General features: G+C 62.4%; 12 protein-coding genes. 10 read left to right on the top strand and 2 right to left on the bottom strand.

Annotated elements, in window-relative coordinates; all coding sequences use genetic code 11:
- The first annotated feature begins 98 nt into the window (after positions 1 to 98).
- Positions 99 to 953: a M12 family metallopeptidase gene (locus tag ACIPO9_RS22430; RefSeq protein ID WP_400783594.1), complete on the top strand. Its 855-nt coding sequence runs from the start codon at positions 99 to 101 to the stop codon at positions 951 to 953.
- On the opposite strand, the gene ACIPO9_RS22425 is transcribed toward ACIPO9_RS22430, so the two are convergent.
- Entirely contained in the window at positions 950 to 2,608 is a 1,659-nt protein-coding gene (locus ACIPO9_RS22425) for a Na+/H+ antiporter (RefSeq protein ID WP_400610258.1), read from the bottom strand. The genes ACIPO9_RS22430 and ACIPO9_RS22425 overlap by 4 nt on opposite strands.
- Before the next feature lie 371 nt (positions 2,609 to 2,979).
- Here ACIPO9_RS22425 and ACIPO9_RS22420 point away from each other — a divergent pair, with 371 nt between their 5' ends.
- The 4 genes from ACIPO9_RS22420 (at position 2,980) to ACIPO9_RS22405 (ending at position 6,078) form a co-directional block, all read left to right on the top strand.
- Positions 2,980 to 3,339: an ArsC family reductase gene (locus ACIPO9_RS22420; RefSeq protein ID WP_274133897.1), complete on the top strand. Its 360-nt coding sequence runs from the start codon at positions 2,980 to 2,982 to the stop codon at positions 3,337 to 3,339.
- A gap of 35 nt (positions 3,340 to 3,374) precedes the next feature.
- Entirely contained in the window at positions 3,375 to 4,409 is a 1,035-nt protein-coding gene (gene dapD / locus ACIPO9_RS22415; RefSeq protein WP_274133898.1) for a 2,3,4,5-tetrahydropyridine-2,6-dicarboxylate N-succinyltransferase, read from the top strand.
- A 62-nt stretch (positions 4,410 to 4,471) separates the two neighbouring features.
- Positions 4,472 to 5,677: an aminotransferase class V-fold PLP-dependent enzyme gene (locus ACIPO9_RS22410; protein ID WP_400783592.1), complete on the top strand. Its 1,206-nt coding sequence runs from the start codon at positions 4,472 to 4,474 to the stop codon at positions 5,675 to 5,677.
- Positions 5,674 to 6,078, top strand: coding sequence for a SufE family protein (locus tag ACIPO9_RS22405; protein ID WP_400783589.1), 405 nt, complete (start codon positions 5,674 to 5,676; stop codon positions 6,076 to 6,078). The genes ACIPO9_RS22410 and ACIPO9_RS22405 overlap by 4 nt, the downstream gene beginning before the upstream one ends.
- Positions 6,079 to 6,223: 145 nt before the next feature.
- On the opposite strand, the gene tcdA is transcribed toward ACIPO9_RS22405, so the two are convergent.
- Positions 6,224 to 7,039, bottom strand: a complete 816-nt coding sequence (gene tcdA / locus ACIPO9_RS22400) for a tRNA cyclic N6-threonylcarbamoyladenosine(37) synthase TcdA (protein ID WP_400610263.1) — start codon at positions 7,037 to 7,039, stop codon at positions 6,224 to 6,226.
- A 315-nt stretch (positions 7,040 to 7,354) separates the two neighbouring features.
- Between tcdA and ACIPO9_RS22395 the strand changes: the two genes are divergently transcribed.
- The 5 genes from ACIPO9_RS22395 to plsB all read left to right on the top strand — a co-directional run bounded on the left by ACIPO9_RS22395 (position 7,355) and on the right by plsB (position 15,177).
- Positions 7,355 to 9,943, top strand: a complete 2,589-nt coding sequence (locus tag ACIPO9_RS22395) for a glycosyltransferase family 2 protein (RefSeq protein ID WP_400783586.1) — start codon at positions 7,355 to 7,357, stop codon at positions 9,941 to 9,943.
- Between the two features lie 187 nt (positions 9,944 to 10,130).
- Positions 10,131 to 11,273 (top strand): succinyl-diaminopimelate desuccinylase, encoded by a 1,143-nt coding sequence (dapE, locus tag ACIPO9_RS22390; RefSeq protein ID WP_400610267.1) that lies wholly within the window; start codon positions 10,131 to 10,133, stop codon positions 11,271 to 11,273.
- Positions 11,273 to 12,082 carry a putative RNA methyltransferase gene (locus ACIPO9_RS22385; protein WP_400783583.1) on the top strand — a complete coding sequence of 270 codons (810 nt, stop codon included), beginning with the start codon at positions 11,273 to 11,275 and terminating at the stop codon, positions 12,080 to 12,082. Before dapE ends, ACIPO9_RS22385 begins: the two co-directional genes overlap by 1 nt.
- A gap of 28 nt (positions 12,083 to 12,110) precedes the next feature.
- Entirely contained in the window at positions 12,111 to 12,488 is a 378-nt protein-coding gene (locus tag ACIPO9_RS22380) for a hypothetical protein (protein WP_274136593.1), read from the top strand.
- Between the two features lie 196 nt (positions 12,489 to 12,684).
- The gene (plsB, locus tag ACIPO9_RS22375; protein WP_400783580.1) at positions 12,685 to 15,177 is read left to right on the top strand and encodes a glycerol-3-phosphate 1-O-acyltransferase PlsB; all 2,493 of its coding nucleotides are present in this window, start codon (positions 12,685 to 12,687) and stop codon (positions 15,175 to 15,177) included.
- The last annotated feature ends 16 nt before the right edge of the window (positions 15,178 to 15,193 follow it).

Genomic DNA, 15,193 nt, shown 5'->3' with positions numbered 1-15,193 from the left:
ATATGTATGACCCGGACCCCGCCGTAGCCGCTTAATCTTCCGTGATGTTCAGGCCTCGTCGATTCTCGATGACGCCATCACTGGAAAGGATAGCCACGGTGAATACACCGCTTTACCACTGCCACACCCATCATCACCCGGACCTGCAGGCTGCTTCTGAAGCGGCGCTTCGGGAAAACCCCTTCAACGCTGCCATTACCCCCAGTTACCTGACCGACGGCGAACAGACCACGGATCGTGACTCACGCATCGTGACGTCATTCACCAAGTACTGGGCGCGCGGGCGCACGTTGCGAATCCGCTTCCTCGGCACCATCCCTCCCGCTCTGCAGCAGGTATTTTTCGAAACGGCGTGCAAATGGCTGCCCCACGTCAACCTCAAGTTCAAGTTGGTTGACTCGGGCGATGCCGAGATCCGCATCATCCTCGACAGTGACCTGCACCTGAGCGCCGTCGGCACCGACGCTTTGCTGGGCTTTCACAGGCAGGACGTGCCGACCATGCACTTCGACCTGACCCGCCTGATCGACACCAGCAAGCTCATGGGTATGCAGGGCAAGTCGATGGACGCATTCGATATTCGCAACTACCTGAGCGCAGACTTCGAACGCACCGTGCTGCACGAATTCGGCCATGCGCTGGGCGCCGAACACGAACACCAGCACCCCGACGCGAACATTCCCTGGGACGAAGAAAAAGTCATCCAGGACTTCACCACCAAGGGCGTGAACGAAGCATTCATTCGCCAGAACGTCCTGAACAAATATGAAGCCGCAGACTTTTCCTATTCTGGCTATGACCCTGAGTCAGTCATGCACTACAACGTGCTTCAGAAGCACACGCGCGGAGACTTCCAGATCGACAATACCGGCAAGGGGCTGAGCACCAAGGACAAGGAGTTCATGAACTTCATCTACGGCGACCGCCAGAATGATCGCGGCCCTCTGGCCTAACCACGCTCCTGCTTGAACACGCCGAGGTTGGCCTCGTTGAGGTCCAGTTCGGCCAGTATCACGCGAAGCACATCGTCGCCGATCTGCCGGTGGCGATGCAGGCTGTAGAGTTCAAGGCGCTGGGCGCGCAGGGCGTTCAGGCGCATGCGTTTCTCCAGTTGATCCATCTGGAACGCCAGCGCCTGGGCTTCGGCCGTGTCGTCGAATATTTCCAGGCGGTGGCGATACTCGGACATGATCCGCGACTTCACTTCGGTGGCCATCACCGCCATTGCAGCGTCGGTGGAGTGGGTCGCGTCGGGCAATTCTTCGCTCTCCAGCGCCTTGATCGCCGCCGGGGTGGTGCGCTTCCAGGCATCGCGCACCTCGCGTTTGAGGCGCAAGTCCGGCTCGCTGACCAGCCCGCGCAACAGCAGTGGCAGGCAGACACAGGCCACGATCAGGGACAGCAGAATCACCCCGGCAGCGATGAAGATCAGCAGGTCCCGTTCGGGGAAATCGACACCGGCGGCGATCAGCATCGGCACCGACAAGGTACCCGCCAGCGTCACCGCACCTCGCACTCCGCCCACTGTCAGCAGCAACGAGGAGCGCATAGACAACTCCAGCGAACCGTCCCCGCGCCCACGCCAGCGGCGAACCAGCACCATCAGGCGCCACACGCTTCGCACCCACACGTAGCGCAGCAGCGCCAGCACGACGAAGATCGCCAGCACATCCAGGCAACGCCAGAGCAGCGTCGGCCAGACCGTGACCTCGTGGTGAGTGACGGCGCTGACGATTTCCGGCAACTGCAGGCCGAGCAGCAAAAAGATCAGCCCGTTGAACGCGAATTCCAGCAGCGTCCACACGCTTCGATTGAGCAGCCGGGTGCTGGTCTGGCGCGGCAACAGGTCAACCCAGCTTTGCATCATCCCCGCCGCCACCGCCGACAAGATGCCCGACACCTCAAGCCGCTCGGCCAGGACATAGGCGGCAAACGGCAGCAGCAACATGAACACCACGTGGGTCGCCGGATCATCCCAGCCCCGGGCGATCATCCAGCTGCGAAAGCGCCCCACCAGCCAGCTCAGCCCGACACCTACCGCCAGCCCGCCACAGGCCACCAGCACAAAGGTCAGGCTGGCATCGGTCAGGGAAAACACCCCGGTGATCGCCGCGGCCAGGGCGAACTTGAAGGTCACCAGGCCCGTGGCGTCGTTCATCAGGGCCTCACCCTGCAACAGACGCATGATCGGTGCAGGCAAACGGTCTTGTGCGATGGCAGAAACGGCAACGGCGTCGGTAGGAGAAAGCACTGCAGCCAGTGCGAATGCCACTGCGAGCGGTACGGAAGGCAGCAACCAGTGAATGAAATAACCGGCGCCCACCACCGTGAAAATCACCAGGCCCACGGCCATGGTCAGAATTGGCCCGCGAAAGCGCCAGAAATCCCGCTTGGGCATCCGCCAGCCATCGGAGAACAACAGCGGCGGCAGAAACAGGAAGAGAAACAGTTCAGGGTCCAGCGCCACATGCAGGCCCAGGGTCGGCCAGGCCAGCAATGCGCCCGCCGCAATCTGCAGCAGCGGCACCGGCAGCGGGATGACCCGGGCCAGCAAACGCGAGACACCTACCAGCGTCAACAGGATCAGGACGGTATAGGCAGTCTGCATTGCGTGTATCCCCAAACGAGCGACGTGTCGCTGCGCCCCGGCAGCCGTGGGCGCAGCGTCGAAGTGCCATATTAACGGTTTAGGCTATGAGCCCGACTTCATACATAGGTCTTAGGCTCTGTACGAAAAGTCTTGATACTCGGTAATGCTGCGTTGAAAACAGCCTCGGAATGCTCATTTACAAACAGTAAACTCCGCTTCCTCGGCTGTTTTCGCCTTGCCTTACCTTCGTCTCAAAACATTTCGTACAGAGCCTAACCCGCACAAATACATTCCCCGTTAAAGACAAAGCTACGCCAGGGCGCACCCAAGGGGCTCGTACGTGGCATAATCCGTCACCGTTTTTCAACCGTCTCAAAGGGGGCAAGCTCATGGCAGAATCCAAAAAGTTGCACCTTTTCGGCATCAAGGCGTGCGACACGATGAAGAAGGCGCGCACCTGGCTCGATGAAAAACCGGTGAGCTACGATTTCCACGATTACAAAACCCAGGGCATCGACCGCGAACACCTGACCCAGTGGTGCAACGAGCACGGCTGGCAGACAGTGTTGAATCGCGCAGGTACGACCTTTCGCAAACTGGACGATTCGCAGAAAGCCGATATCGACCAGGACAAGGCAATCGAACTGATGCTCGCCCAGCCGTCGATGATCAAGCGCCCCGTGCTCGATCTCGGCGACAAGACCCTGATTGGCTTCAAACCCGAACTGTACGCAGCAGCTATCGCCTGATTGAGATAGCTATCAAAAGTTAAAGAGGTATTCGCATGTCCACTTCCCTGTTCAGCCTGGCCTTCGGCGTTGGCACACAAAACCGTCAAGGCGCCTGGCTGGAAGTCTTCTACGCCCAGCCACTGCTCAATCCGTCGGCTGAAATCGTCGCCGCAGTCGCGCCGATCCTGGGCTACACCGGTGGCAACCAAGCCATCGCGTTCAATACCGACCTGGCCTCGAAACTGGCTGATGCGCTGAAATCGGTCGATGCCACCCAGGCCGCGCTGCTGACCCGCCTGGCCGAAAGCCACAAGCCGCTGGTCGCCACCGTGCTGGCCGAAGACGCCGCCCTGACTTCCACGCCTGAGGCCTACCTCAAGCTGCACCTGCTGTCCCATCGCCTGGTCAAGCCCCACGGCCTGAGCCTGGCGGGCGTGTTCCCGCTGCTGCCGAACGTCGCCTGGACCAGCCACGGCGCCATCGACCTGACCGAACTGGCCGAGCGTCAGCTTGAAGCGCGCCTCAAAGGCGAGCTGCTGGAAGTGTTCTCCGTCGATAAATTCCCGAAAATGACCGACTACGTGGTGCCGGCTGGCGTGCGTATCGCCGACGCTGCGCGCGTGCGCCTGGGTGCCTACATCGGCGAAGGCACCACCGTGATGCACGAAGGTTTCGTCAACTTCAACGGCGGCACCGAAGGCCCGGGCATGATCGAAGGTCGTGTCTCGGCTGGCGTGTTCGTCGGCAAGGGTTCTGACCTGGGCGGCGGCTGCTCGACCATGGGCACCCTGTCGGGCGGCGGCAACATCGTGATCAAGGTCGGCGAAGGCTGCCTGATCGGCGCGAACGCCGGTATCGGTATTCCGCTGGGTGACCGTAACACCGTCGAAGCAGGCCTCTACATCACCGCAGGCACCAAGGTCGCCCTGCTCGATGAGAAGAACGAACTGGTCAAGGTCCTCAAGGCCCGCGACCTGGCCGGTCAGCCTGACCTGCTGTTCCGTCGCAACTCGCAGACCGGCGCCGTGGAATGCAAATCCCACAAGTCGGCCATCGAGCTGAACGAAGCGCTGCACGCTCACAACTGATCGCTGCGCTGCAAGGACCGGAGCCCGCTGGGGCTCCTGTCTCATTACAGAGCCTGAATGTCATGTCCCTCATTTCGCCCTGGCGCGCTGATTTCCCTGCACTCGATGCCCTCGAACGGCAAGGCCAGACTTATCTGGACAGCGCCGCCACCGCACAAAAACCCCAAGCCCTGATCGACGCCCTGTCGCACTACTACGCCAACGGCGCAGCCAACGTACACCGTGCCCAGCATTTGCCTGGTGCGATGGCGACTCAGGCCTTCGAAGACACCCGCCATAAAGTCGCCGGGTGGCTCAACACCGGCGCCTCGGGCCAGATCGTCTTCACCCACGGTGCGACCTCGGCATTCAACTTGCTGGCGTACGGGCTGGAGCATCTGTTTGCGCCGGGCGACGAAATTGTCGTCAGCGCCCTTGAGCACCACGCCAACCTGTTGCCCTGGCAGCAACTGGCAACCCGTCGCGGTCTGAAGCTGGTCGTGCTGCCGCTGACCGTCGATGGTGTGATCGACATCGATGCCGCCGCCAGCCTTATCACCTCGCGCACCCGGTTGCTGTCGGTGAGCCAGTTGTCCAATGTGCTCGGCACCTGGCAGCCGGTTGCTCGGCTGGTGGAACTGGCCAGGGCCCAAGGCGCGCTGACGGTGATCGACGGCGCCCAGGGCGTGGTCCACGGTCGTCACGACGTGCAGGCGCTGGGCTGCGACTTTTATGTGTTCTCCAGCCACAAGCTATACGGCCCGGACGGCGTCGGCGTCCTGTTCGGCCGGCATCAGGCGCTGGCACAACTGAAGCACTGGCAGTTCGGCGGCGAGATGGTGCTGCAGGCCAGCTATCACGACGCCACCTTCCGCCCTGCCCCTCTGGGTTTCGAGGCCGGTACACCACCGGTGTCCGGGGTGATCGGCCTGGGCGCGACGCTGGACTACCTCAACGACGTGAACCCGGTTGCCGCCGCCGAGCACGAGGCGCGACTGCACGAGTTGCTGTGCGCAGGCTTGTTGCTGCACAAGGGGGTGCGGCTGGTGGGCAATCCGCAGACGGCGCTGGCCAGCTTTGTCGTCGAGGGCGTGCACAACGCCGACCTGGCGCATCTGTTGACCGAGCAAGGCATTGCCGTGCGCGCGGGCCATCACTGTGCAATTCCGCTGATCGGCAGCCTCGGGTTGACCGGTGCGATCCGGGTATCTCTGGGGCTGTACAACGATTCCGAGGATCTGGAGCGATTCTTCAACGCGCTGGATCAGGCACTGGAGCTGTTGCGATGAATTTGCCGAAGGACGCGCAGGACGCGCTGGACACCTTCAATGCTTCCCTGGGCTGGGAGCAACGGGCGCGGCTGTTGATGCAATGGGGTGAACGCTTGCCGGTGCTGGCCGACGACGAAAAGACCGAAGCGAACCTGGTGGATGGGTGCGAGAGCAAGGTCTGGCTGCTGGGTAGCGTGATCGATGGTCACTGGCGGTTTCGTGCGGCGAGCGATGCACGGCTGATTCGTGGTCTGGTAGCGTTGCTGCTGGCGCGGGTCAACGGGCTGTCGGCGCCTGAGCTACAGCAGGTGGATCTGAATGACTGGTTCCAGCAACTGGGCCTGAGCCGCCAGCTCTCCCCTTCGCGTAGCAATGGCTTGAACGCAGTGCTGCAGAAGATGCGGCAAATGGCAGGTTGACTCGCCGGTAACTATTGCTAAATCACTGTGGGGGCGGGCTTGCCCGCGAATTCGGTGGTTGCTCCAACAGGGTGGTGTCAGGGAGGACGCTTTCGCGAGCAAGCTCGCTCCCACAGGAATCGTAGTGTGTCGGGAACGGGTTGTGTCAGTCAGTCTTGGCCTTGACTCGCTCCGACGGGCGCCGCGCGCCGGCCACGATCTTCTCCACCGCCTTGGTCGCCGCCACCATGCCGAAGGTGGCCGTGACCATCATCACCGCGCCGAACCCGCCCGCGCAGTCGAGCTTCACGCCATCGCCGACAAAGCTTTTCTGCAGACAGATGCTGCCGTCCGGCTTGGGATAACGCAGTTGCTCGGTGGAAAACACACAGGGCACGCTGTAGTGGCGGGTGACGGTGCGGGAAAAACCGTAATCGCGGCGCAGGGTCGAGCGCACCTTTGAAGCCAGCGGGTCGTTGAAGGTGCGGTTCAGGTCGCACACCTGAATCAGCGTCGGGTCGATCTGCCCGCCCGCGCCGCCGGTGGTGATGATCTGGATCTTGCGGCGCTTGCACCAGGCGATCAGCGCGGCCTTGGCGTTGACGCTGTCGATGCAGTCGAGCACGCAGTCGATCTCGGGGGTGATGTACTCGGCCATGGTGTCGCGGGTGACGAAATCCGCCACGGCGTGCACCACGCAGTCCGGATTGATCTCACGCAGGCGCTCGGCCATCACTTCGACCTTGGGTTTGCCGACGGTGCTGGTCAGGGCGTGCAACTGGCGGTTGCTGTTGCTGACGCAGACGTCGTCCAGATCGAACAGCGAAATCTCGCCCACGCCGCAACGCGCCATGGCTTCCGCCGCCCAGGAACCCACGCCACCGATGCCCACCACCGCGACATGGGCCGCGCGCAGGCGCTCGAGGCCTTCGATGCCGTACAGGCGGGCGACGCCGGCGAAACGTGGATCTTCTGTGCTCATGACCAATACCCCCAAAAAACCGGCGCGCATTATAGGCCCTGCTCGGGATTGGGACAGCAGTTGATTGCGGATGTTTGGTCTGAAAACCAGCATATGAAACTCATGACGTAGCAGCACGGCTTGCCGGCGGGAGCGATTTCACAGACGCCCCCGCCGGCAAGCCGTGCTGCTACGTGCCGGTAACTTTCCTAATGACCCCGGAAACGGACTACATTTTTTACGGAATAGAACTTCAACCTTTGTCAGCTGCCAAAGCTCGTGCTGGCTGACGTCTGTCGGCCCCTCCCCGTTCCCCCTTTGGAACCAGAAGTCGCTATGCCATCCCGCAAATTTGGACTCAACCTGGTAGTCGTCGTGGCGATTGCCGCGCTGTTCACCGGTTTCTGGGCGCTCATCAACCGCCCCGTGACCGCCCCCAACTGGCCTGAACAGATCTCCGGATTCTCCTATTCCCCTTTCCGCCTGGGCCAAAGCCCACAGAAAGGCGTGTACCCGTCCGACGATGACATGCGTCAGGACCTCGAACTGATGAGCAAGGAAACGGACAACATCCGTATCTACTCGGTCGACGGCAGCCTGCAGGACATTCCCAAGCTCGCCGAGGAATTCGGCCTGCGCGTGACCCTGGGCATCTGGATCAGCCCGGACCAGGAGCGCAACGAACGCGAGATCAACAAAGCCATCGAACTGGCCAACACCACCCGCAGCGTGGTGCGCGTGGTGGTCGGTAACGAAGCGCTGTTTCGCGAAGAGATCAAGCCCAAGGAACTGATGGCGTTGCTCGACCGTGTGCGGGCGGCGGTCAAAGTGCCGGTCACCACCTCCGAACAGTGGCACATCTGGGAGAAATACCCCGAGCTTGCCAAACACGTGGACCTGATTGCCGCGCACATCCTGCCGTACTGGGAATACATCCCGATGGATAAGTCCGGCCAGTACGTGCTGGACCGCGCCCGGGAACTCAAGCGCATGTTCCCGAAAAAACCGCTGCTGCTGTCCGAAGTGGGCTGGCCGAGCAATGGCCACATGCGCGGCGGTGCCGATGCGACCCAGGCCGACCAGGCGATCTACCTGCGCACCCTGGTCAACAAACTCAACCGCCAGGGCTTCAACTACTTCGTGATCGAGGCCTTCGACCAGCCGTGGAAGGCCAGCGACGAAGGCTCGGTCGGTGCGTACTGGGGCGTGTACAACGCCGCACGCCAGCAGAAATTCAACTTCGAAGGCCCGGTGGTGGCGATCCCGCAGTGGCGCGTACTGGCCATCGGCTCGGCGGTGCTTGCGATGCTGGCACTGGCCCTGCTGCTGATCGATGGCTCGGCCCTGCGCCAGCGTGGTCGCACCTTCCTGACTTTCATCGCCTTTCTCTGTGGCTCGGTGCTGGTGTGGATCGGTTACGACTACAGCCAGCAATACAGCACCTGGTTCAGCCTGCTTGTAGGATTCTTGCTGGCACTGGGCGCGTTCGGTGTATTCATCGTACTGATGACCGAGGCCCATGAACTGGCAGAAGCGGTCTGGACCCACAAACGCCGTCGTGAATTCCTGCCGGTGGTTGCGGACTCAGCCTACAGACCGAAGGTCTCGGTTCACGTACCTTGCTACAACGAGCCGCCAGAGATGGTCAAACAGACCCTCAACGCCCTGGCAGCGCTGGATTATCCAGACTTCGAAGTGCTGCTGATCGACAACAACACCAAGGACCCGGCCGTGTGGGAACCGGTCAAGGCCCACTGCGAGATGCTCGGCGAGCGCTTCAAGTTCTTTCACGTCGCGCCTCTGGCAGGCTTCAAGGGCGGCGCGCTGAACTACCTGATTCCGCACACGGCCAAGGACGCCGAAGTGATTGCCGTCATCGACTCGGACTACTGCGTCGACCGCAACTGGCTCAAGCACATGGTGCCGCACTTCGCCGACCCGAAAATCGCCGTGGTGCAGTCACCCCAGGACTACCGCGACCAGCATGAAAGCGCGTTCAAGAAGCTCTGCTACTCCGAATACAAAGGCTTCTTCCACATCGGCATGGTGACCCGCAACGACCGCGACGCGATCATCCAGCACGGCACCATGACCATGACCCGTCGCTCGGTGCTTGAAGAACTGGGCTGGGCCGACTGGTGTATCTGTGAAGACGCAGAGCTGGGCCTGCGGGTGTTCGAAAAAGGCTATTCCGCCGCCTACGCCCACAACAGCTACGGCAAGGGATTGATGCCCGACACCTTCATCGACTTCAAGAAGCAGCGTTTCCGCTGGGCCTATGGCGCGATCCAGATCATCAAGCGGCACGCAGCGAGCCTGCTGCGCGGCAAGGACACCGAGCTGACCCGCGGCCAGCGCTACCACTTCCTGGCGGGCTGGCTGCCGTGGGTGGCCGATGGCATGAACATCTTCTTCACCGTCGGTGCGCTGTTGTGGTCGGCGGCGATGATCATCGTGCCCAACCGGGTCGATCCACCGCTGCTGATCTTCGCGATTCCGCCGCTGGCGCTGTTCTTCTTCAAGGTCGGCAAGATCATCTTCCTGTACCGCCGCGCCGTGGGGGTGAACCTCAAGGATGCGTTCTACGCAGCCCTGGCCGGCCTTGCGCTGTCACACACCATCGCCAAGGCAGTCCTGTACGGCTTCTTCACCAGCAGCATCCCGTTCTTTCGCACCCCGAAAAACGCCGACAGCCACGGCTTGCTGGTGGCCATCTCGGAAGCCCGGGAAGAACTGTTCATCATGTTGCTGTTGTGGGGCGCAGCGCTGGGCATCTGCCTGGTCCAGGGCCTGCCGAGCAACGACGTGCGGTTCTGGGTGATCATGCTGCTGGTGCAGTCGCTGCCGTACCTGGCGGCGCTGATCATGGCGTTCCTGTCGTCGCTGCCCAAGCCGAAACCGGCTGAACAGGCGGCTACTGCCTGAAACATCTGTGCGCTATACCAAACGGCGGCCTTCGGGTCGCCGTTTTGCTTTAAGATACCTGCCGTTTTGTAGGAGCGCGCTTGCCCGCGACGGCGGTGTGTCTGGTCACGCGATGTCGGGAAACCGGCCGCAATCGCGGGCAAGCGCGCTCCTACAGCGTTTCCACACTGACTTTCGCGGACTCTTCATGACAGACCTCTCGCCCACCCTGCAACTCGCCTGCGACCTGATCCGTCGCCCATCGGTCACGCCGCTCGACGCCGATTGTCAGGCCGTGATGATGAAACGCCTGGGCGACGCCGGTTTCACGCTGGAGCCGATGCGCATCGAGGATGTGGATAATTTCTGGGCGACCCACGGCACCCAGGACGGCCCTGTGCTGTGCTTCGCCGGCCACACCGACGTGGTGCCGACGGGCCCGGTGAAAGCCTGGCAGAACGACCCGTTCGATGCGCTGATCGATGAAAACGGCATGCTCTGCGGGCGTGGCGCGGCGGACATGAAAGGGAGCCTGGCGTCGATGATCGTCGCCACCGAGCGCTTCGTCGCCGACTACCCGAACCACAAGGGCAAGGTCGCCTATCTGATCACCAGCGACGAAGAAGGCCCGGCGCACCACGGCACCAAGGCGGTGGTCGAGCGTCTGGCGGCGCGCAAGGAGCGTCTGGACTGGTGCATCGTCGGCGAGCCGTCGAGCACCACGCTGGTGGGTGACGTGGTCAAGAACGGCCGTCGCGGCTCCCTCGGCGCGACCCTCACCGTCAAGGGCGTGCAGGGCCACGTGGCCTACCCGCACCTGGCGAAGAACCCGATCCACCTGGCAGCCCCGGCCCTGGCCGAACTGGCCGCCGAGCACTGGGACGAAGGCAATGCGTTCTTCCCGCCGACCAGCTTCCAGATTTCCAACATCCATTCCGGCACCGGCGCGACCAACGTGATTCCGGGTGACCTGACCGCGGTGTTCAACTTCCGCTTCTCCACCGAATCCACGGTCGAAGGCCTGCAGAAGCGCGTTGCCGACATCCTCGACAAGCACGGTCTGGACTGGCACGTGGAGTGGGCGCTGTCGGGCCTGCCGTTCCTCACCGAACCGGGCGCGCTGCTCGATGCGGTGTCGGCCAGCATCAAGAGCGTCACCGGCCGCGAGACCAAGGCGTCCACCAGCGGCGGCACTTCCGATGGCCGTTTCATCGCGACCCTGGGCACCCAGGTGGTCGAGCTGGGTCCGGTCAACGCCACGATCCACCAGGTCAACGAACGCATCCTGGCCAGCGATCTCGACGTGCTGACCGAGATCTACTACCAGACCCTGGTCAAGTTGCTCGCCTGATGCTGACCTGCCCGATCTGCTCAGCTGCGCTCGATAACGCGGCCAACGGCGTGGTCTGCCCTGCCGGCCATCGCTTCGACCGCGCGCGTCAGGGTTACCTGAACCTGTTGCCGGTGCAGCACAAGAACAGCCGCGACCCTGGTGACAATCAGGCGATGGTCGAGGCGCGCCGCGACTTTCTCAATGCCGGGCATTACGCCCCGGTTGCCAGGCGTCTGGCTGAACTGGCTGCCGAGCGCGCACCAAAGCACTGGCTGGACATCGGCTGTGGCGAGGGTTATTACACCGCGCGGATTGCTGACGCCCTGCCTGAAGCCGATGGCTACGCGCTGGACATTTCCCGCGAGGCGGTCAAGCGCGCCTGCAAACGCGATCCGAAGCTGAGCTGGTTGATCGCCAGCATGGCCCGGGTGCCACTGCCGGACGCCAGCATCCAGTTCATCGCCAGTGTGTTCAGCCCGCTGGACTGGGACGAGGCCAAGCGCCTGCTGTCCCCAGGTGGTGGCCTGATGCGCGTAGGACCGACCAACGAACACCTGATGGAATTGCGCCAGCGTCTGTACGACGAAGTGCGCGACTACGCCGATGACAAGCATCTGGCACTGGTACCCGAAGGCATGAGCCTGCAACACAGCGAAACCCTGAGCTTCAAGCTGACGCTGGTGGACGGCCAGGCCCGCGCCAACCTGCTGGCGATGACGCCACACGGCTGGCGTGCCAGCGCCGACCGCCGGGCCAGTGTCATCGAGCAGGCTGAGCCGTTCGAGGTCACCGTCTCCATGCGCTACGATTATTTCGTTCGGCACTGACCGACAGAAACACTTTTACGAGGCATCCATGCGCCAACCCGACATCGAGATTTACCTGAAAGACGCTGACGTCGATCACAAGGCCATTACCGCCTGGCTGACCGCCGATATCGGCCCGTGCAGCGAATGGGTCCAACGCGGCCAGACCTGGAAATGCAAGGCGGGTGACATTCCCGTGACCTGGATTCCCAAGGCCGTGGGCAAATGGAACAGCCTGTGCCTGGACAGCGACAAGACGCCGTGGGACGACGACATCGCCTGCGCCCGCGCCGCCTTCGCCGCCATGAACGTCGAAGTGCGCTGCGCACCGGGGACGTGGGTCGAGGAAGAAAACGACGAAGACGCCGACCGCTGGATTCGTATAAGTGCCGACGGTGAGGAAGAAATCACCTGGCGTACCTCGTAACACCCGCCCCCCTGTAGGAGCGCGCTTGCCCGCGACGGCGTTGCGTCAGACGATTCAATTCTGACTGATGCAACGCCGTCGCGGGCAAGCGCGCTCCTACAGGCTGGGCGAATTGCTCTGCCTTGCTTTGCCCATCCCCGCCATATCCGGCAAACTGACCGCTTCGTGGGCCAAGGCCCCTCAGCGCAGAATTCGTATGACCCGTTCCCCGTTTCGTCGTCTTGTGTTCGGCGCCCTGCGTCGTCTGCTGTACCTGTGGGTACGTTCGGAGACGATCAACCAATCGTCCTTCACCCTGAATCTGGACCGCAGCCGCCCGGTGTTCTACGCCTTGCAGAACCCGTCGCTGGCGGATCTGGCCGTGCTTGACCGCGAATGCCGCAAGGCCGGGTTGCCGCGCCCGGTGCTGCCGGTGGTGGGAGGCAATCTGTCGGAGCCTGCCGCGTTCTTCTACCTGACGCCCGAACCTGACTGGCTGGGCCGTCAGGACAAAAGCGGTGCGCCGCCCGTGCTTGAGCGCCTGGTCGGTGCGGTCAGCCAGAATGCCGCAGAAGACGCGCAGATCATTCCGGTCAGCGTGTTCTGGGGCCAGTCCCCGGACAAGGAAGACAGCCCGTGGAAACTGCTGTTCGCCGACAGTTGGGCCGTCACAGGAAGGCTGCGCAAGTTCATCACCATTCTGATTCTGGGGCGCAAGACCCGCGTGCAGTTCTCCGCGCCCATTCACCTGCGTGAGCTGGTCGATGAAAACAAGGGCTACGAGCGCACCGTGCGCATGGCCCAGCGCCTGCTGCGCGTGCATTTCCGCAACCTGAAGACTGCCGTGATCGGCCCGGACATTTCCCACCGCCGTAATCTGGTGAAGGGTCTGGTCGCTGACCCGCTGGTCAAGCAGGCGATTCTCGAAGAGGCGGCGCGGGAGAAGATCAGCGAAGCCAAGGCGCGGGAAAAAGCCCTGCACTATGGCAATGAGATTGCCTCGGACTACACCTACACCGCGATCCGCTTCCTGGAAGTGGTGCTCAGCTGGTTCTGGAACAAGATCTACGACGGCATCAAGGTCAGCCATCTGGAAGGCGTGCAGAACGTCGCCCAGGGCAACGAGATCATCTACGTGCCCTGCCACCGCAGCCATATCGACTACCTGCTGCTGTCCTACCTGTTGTTCCGCAACGGCCTGACCCCGCCGCACATCGCCGCCGGCATCAACCTCAACATGCCGGTGATCGGCGGGCTGCTGCGCCGGGGCGGCGCGTTCTTCATGCGCCGCACCTTCAAGGGCAATCCGCTGTACACCGCCGTGTTCAACGAGTACCTGCATACCCTGTTCACCAAGGGTTTCCCGGTGGAATACTTCGTCGAAGGCGGACGCTCGCGCACCGGCCGCATGCTGCAACCCAAGACCGGCATGCTGGCCATCACCCTGCGCAGCTACCTGCGCAATTCGCGCACACCGATCGTGTTCGTACCGGTTTACATCGGCTACGAGCGCGTACTCGAAGGCCGCACCTACCTGGGCGAACTGCGGGGCGCGGCGAAAAAGAAAGAGTCGATCTTCGACATCTTCAAGGTCATCGGCGCGCTCAAGCAGCGCTTCGGCCAGGTGGCGGTCAACTTCGGCGAGCCGATCAAGCTGGCCGACTTCCTCGATCACGAGCAGCCCGACTGGCGCGCCCAGGAACTGGGGCCGGTGTTCAAGCCTGCGTGGCTGAACGAAACCACTCACCGCCTCGGCGAACGGGTAGCCCGTCACCTGAACGAGGCGGCGGCGGTCAATCCGGTGAACCTGGTGGCGCTGGCCTTGCTTTCGACCAACAAGCACGCACTGGATGATCAGGCCCTGGCGCGAGTGCTGGACCTTTACCTGACGCTGTTGCGCAGCGTGCCCTACTCGCCCCATACCACATTGCCCGAAGGCGATGGCCGGGCGCTGATCGAGCACGTCAAGGGCATGGACCTGCTGTCCGAGCAGAAGGACGCGCTGGGCCGCATTCTGTATCTGGACGAGCAGAACGCGGTGCTGATGACCTACTACCGCAACAACGTGTTGCACATCTTCGCCCTGCCTTCACTGCTCGCGAGCTTCTTCCAGAGTTCGTCGCGCATGAGCCGCGAACAGGTGCTGCGTTATGCCCGGGCGCTGTATCCGTACCTGCAATCGGAGCTGTTCATTCGCTGGTCGCTTGACGAATTGGACGGCGCGATTGACCAGTGGCTGGCCGCGTTCGTCGAGCAGGGTTTGCTACGCTTCGAGAACGACGTGTATCTGCGTCCGGCGCCAAGTTCGCGGCATTTCGTGCTGCTAACCTTGTTGTCCCGGGCCATCGCGCAGACGCTGCAGCGTTTCTACATGGCGATCGCGCTGCTGCTCAACAGCGGGCAGAACAGCCTTAGCGCCGAAGAGCTGGAAGACCTGTGCACGATCATGGCCCAGCGCCTGTCGATCCTGCATGGCCTGAATGCACCGGAGTTCTTCGACAAGAGCCTGTTCCGTCACTTCATCCAGACGCTGCTGGATCAGGACGTGCTGCGCAAGGACGAGAACGGCAAGCTGGGTTATCACGAGCTGCTGGGCGAGCTGGCGGAAGGCGCCGCCAAGCGCGTGTTACCTGCTGAAATACGTCTTTCGATCCGCCAGGTGGCACTGCACCGCGATGATGGGGTCCTAGAACCGGACATTAGCGTCTGACCCCACGCCTGTAGGA

This window comes from Pseudomonas sp. NPDC090203, assembly GCF_044746765.1.
GTDB lineage: Bacteria > Pseudomonadota > Gammaproteobacteria > Pseudomonadales > Pseudomonadaceae > Aquipseudomonas > Aquipseudomonas putida_AD.
This window is presented reverse-complemented; position numbering and strand designations above follow the sequence as displayed.

What these genes read in the sequence shown, in the direction of transcription:
- ACIPO9_RS22425 (WP_400610258.1), bottom strand. Translation starts at nt 2,608, where the DNA reads ATGCAGACTGCCTATACCGTCCTGATCCTGTTGACGCTGGTAGGTGTC.
- ACIPO9_RS22420 (WP_274133897.1), top strand. Translation starts at nt 2,980, where the DNA reads ATGGCAGAATCCAAAAAGTTGCACCTTTTCGGCATCAAGGCGTGCGAC.
- dapD (WP_274133898.1), top strand. Translation starts at nt 3,375, where the DNA reads ATGTCCACTTCCCTGTTCAGCCTGGCCTTCGGCGTTGGCACACAAAAC.
- ACIPO9_RS22410 (WP_400783592.1), top strand. Translation starts at nt 4,472, where the DNA reads ATGTCCCTCATTTCGCCCTGGCGCGCTGATTTCCCTGCACTCGATGCC.
- ACIPO9_RS22405 (WP_400783589.1), top strand. Translation starts at nt 5,674, where the DNA reads ATGAATTTGCCGAAGGACGCGCAGGACGCGCTGGACACCTTCAATGCT.
- tcdA (WP_400610263.1), bottom strand. Translation starts at nt 7,039, where the DNA reads ATGAGCACAGAAGATCCACGTTTCGCCGGCGTCGCCCGCCTGTACGGC.
- ACIPO9_RS22395 (WP_400783586.1), top strand. Translation starts at nt 7,355, where the DNA reads ATGCCATCCCGCAAATTTGGACTCAACCTGGTAGTCGTCGTGGCGATT.
- dapE (WP_400610267.1), top strand. Translation starts at nt 10,131, where the DNA reads ATGACAGACCTCTCGCCCACCCTGCAACTCGCCTGCGACCTGATCCGT.
- ACIPO9_RS22385 (WP_400783583.1), top strand. Translation starts at nt 11,273, where the DNA reads ATGCTGACCTGCCCGATCTGCTCAGCTGCGCTCGATAACGCGGCCAAC.
- ACIPO9_RS22380 (WP_274136593.1), top strand. Translation starts at nt 12,111, where the DNA reads ATGCGCCAACCCGACATCGAGATTTACCTGAAAGACGCTGACGTCGAT.
- plsB (WP_400783580.1), top strand. Translation starts at nt 12,685, where the DNA reads ATGACCCGTTCCCCGTTTCGTCGTCTTGTGTTCGGCGCCCTGCGTCGT.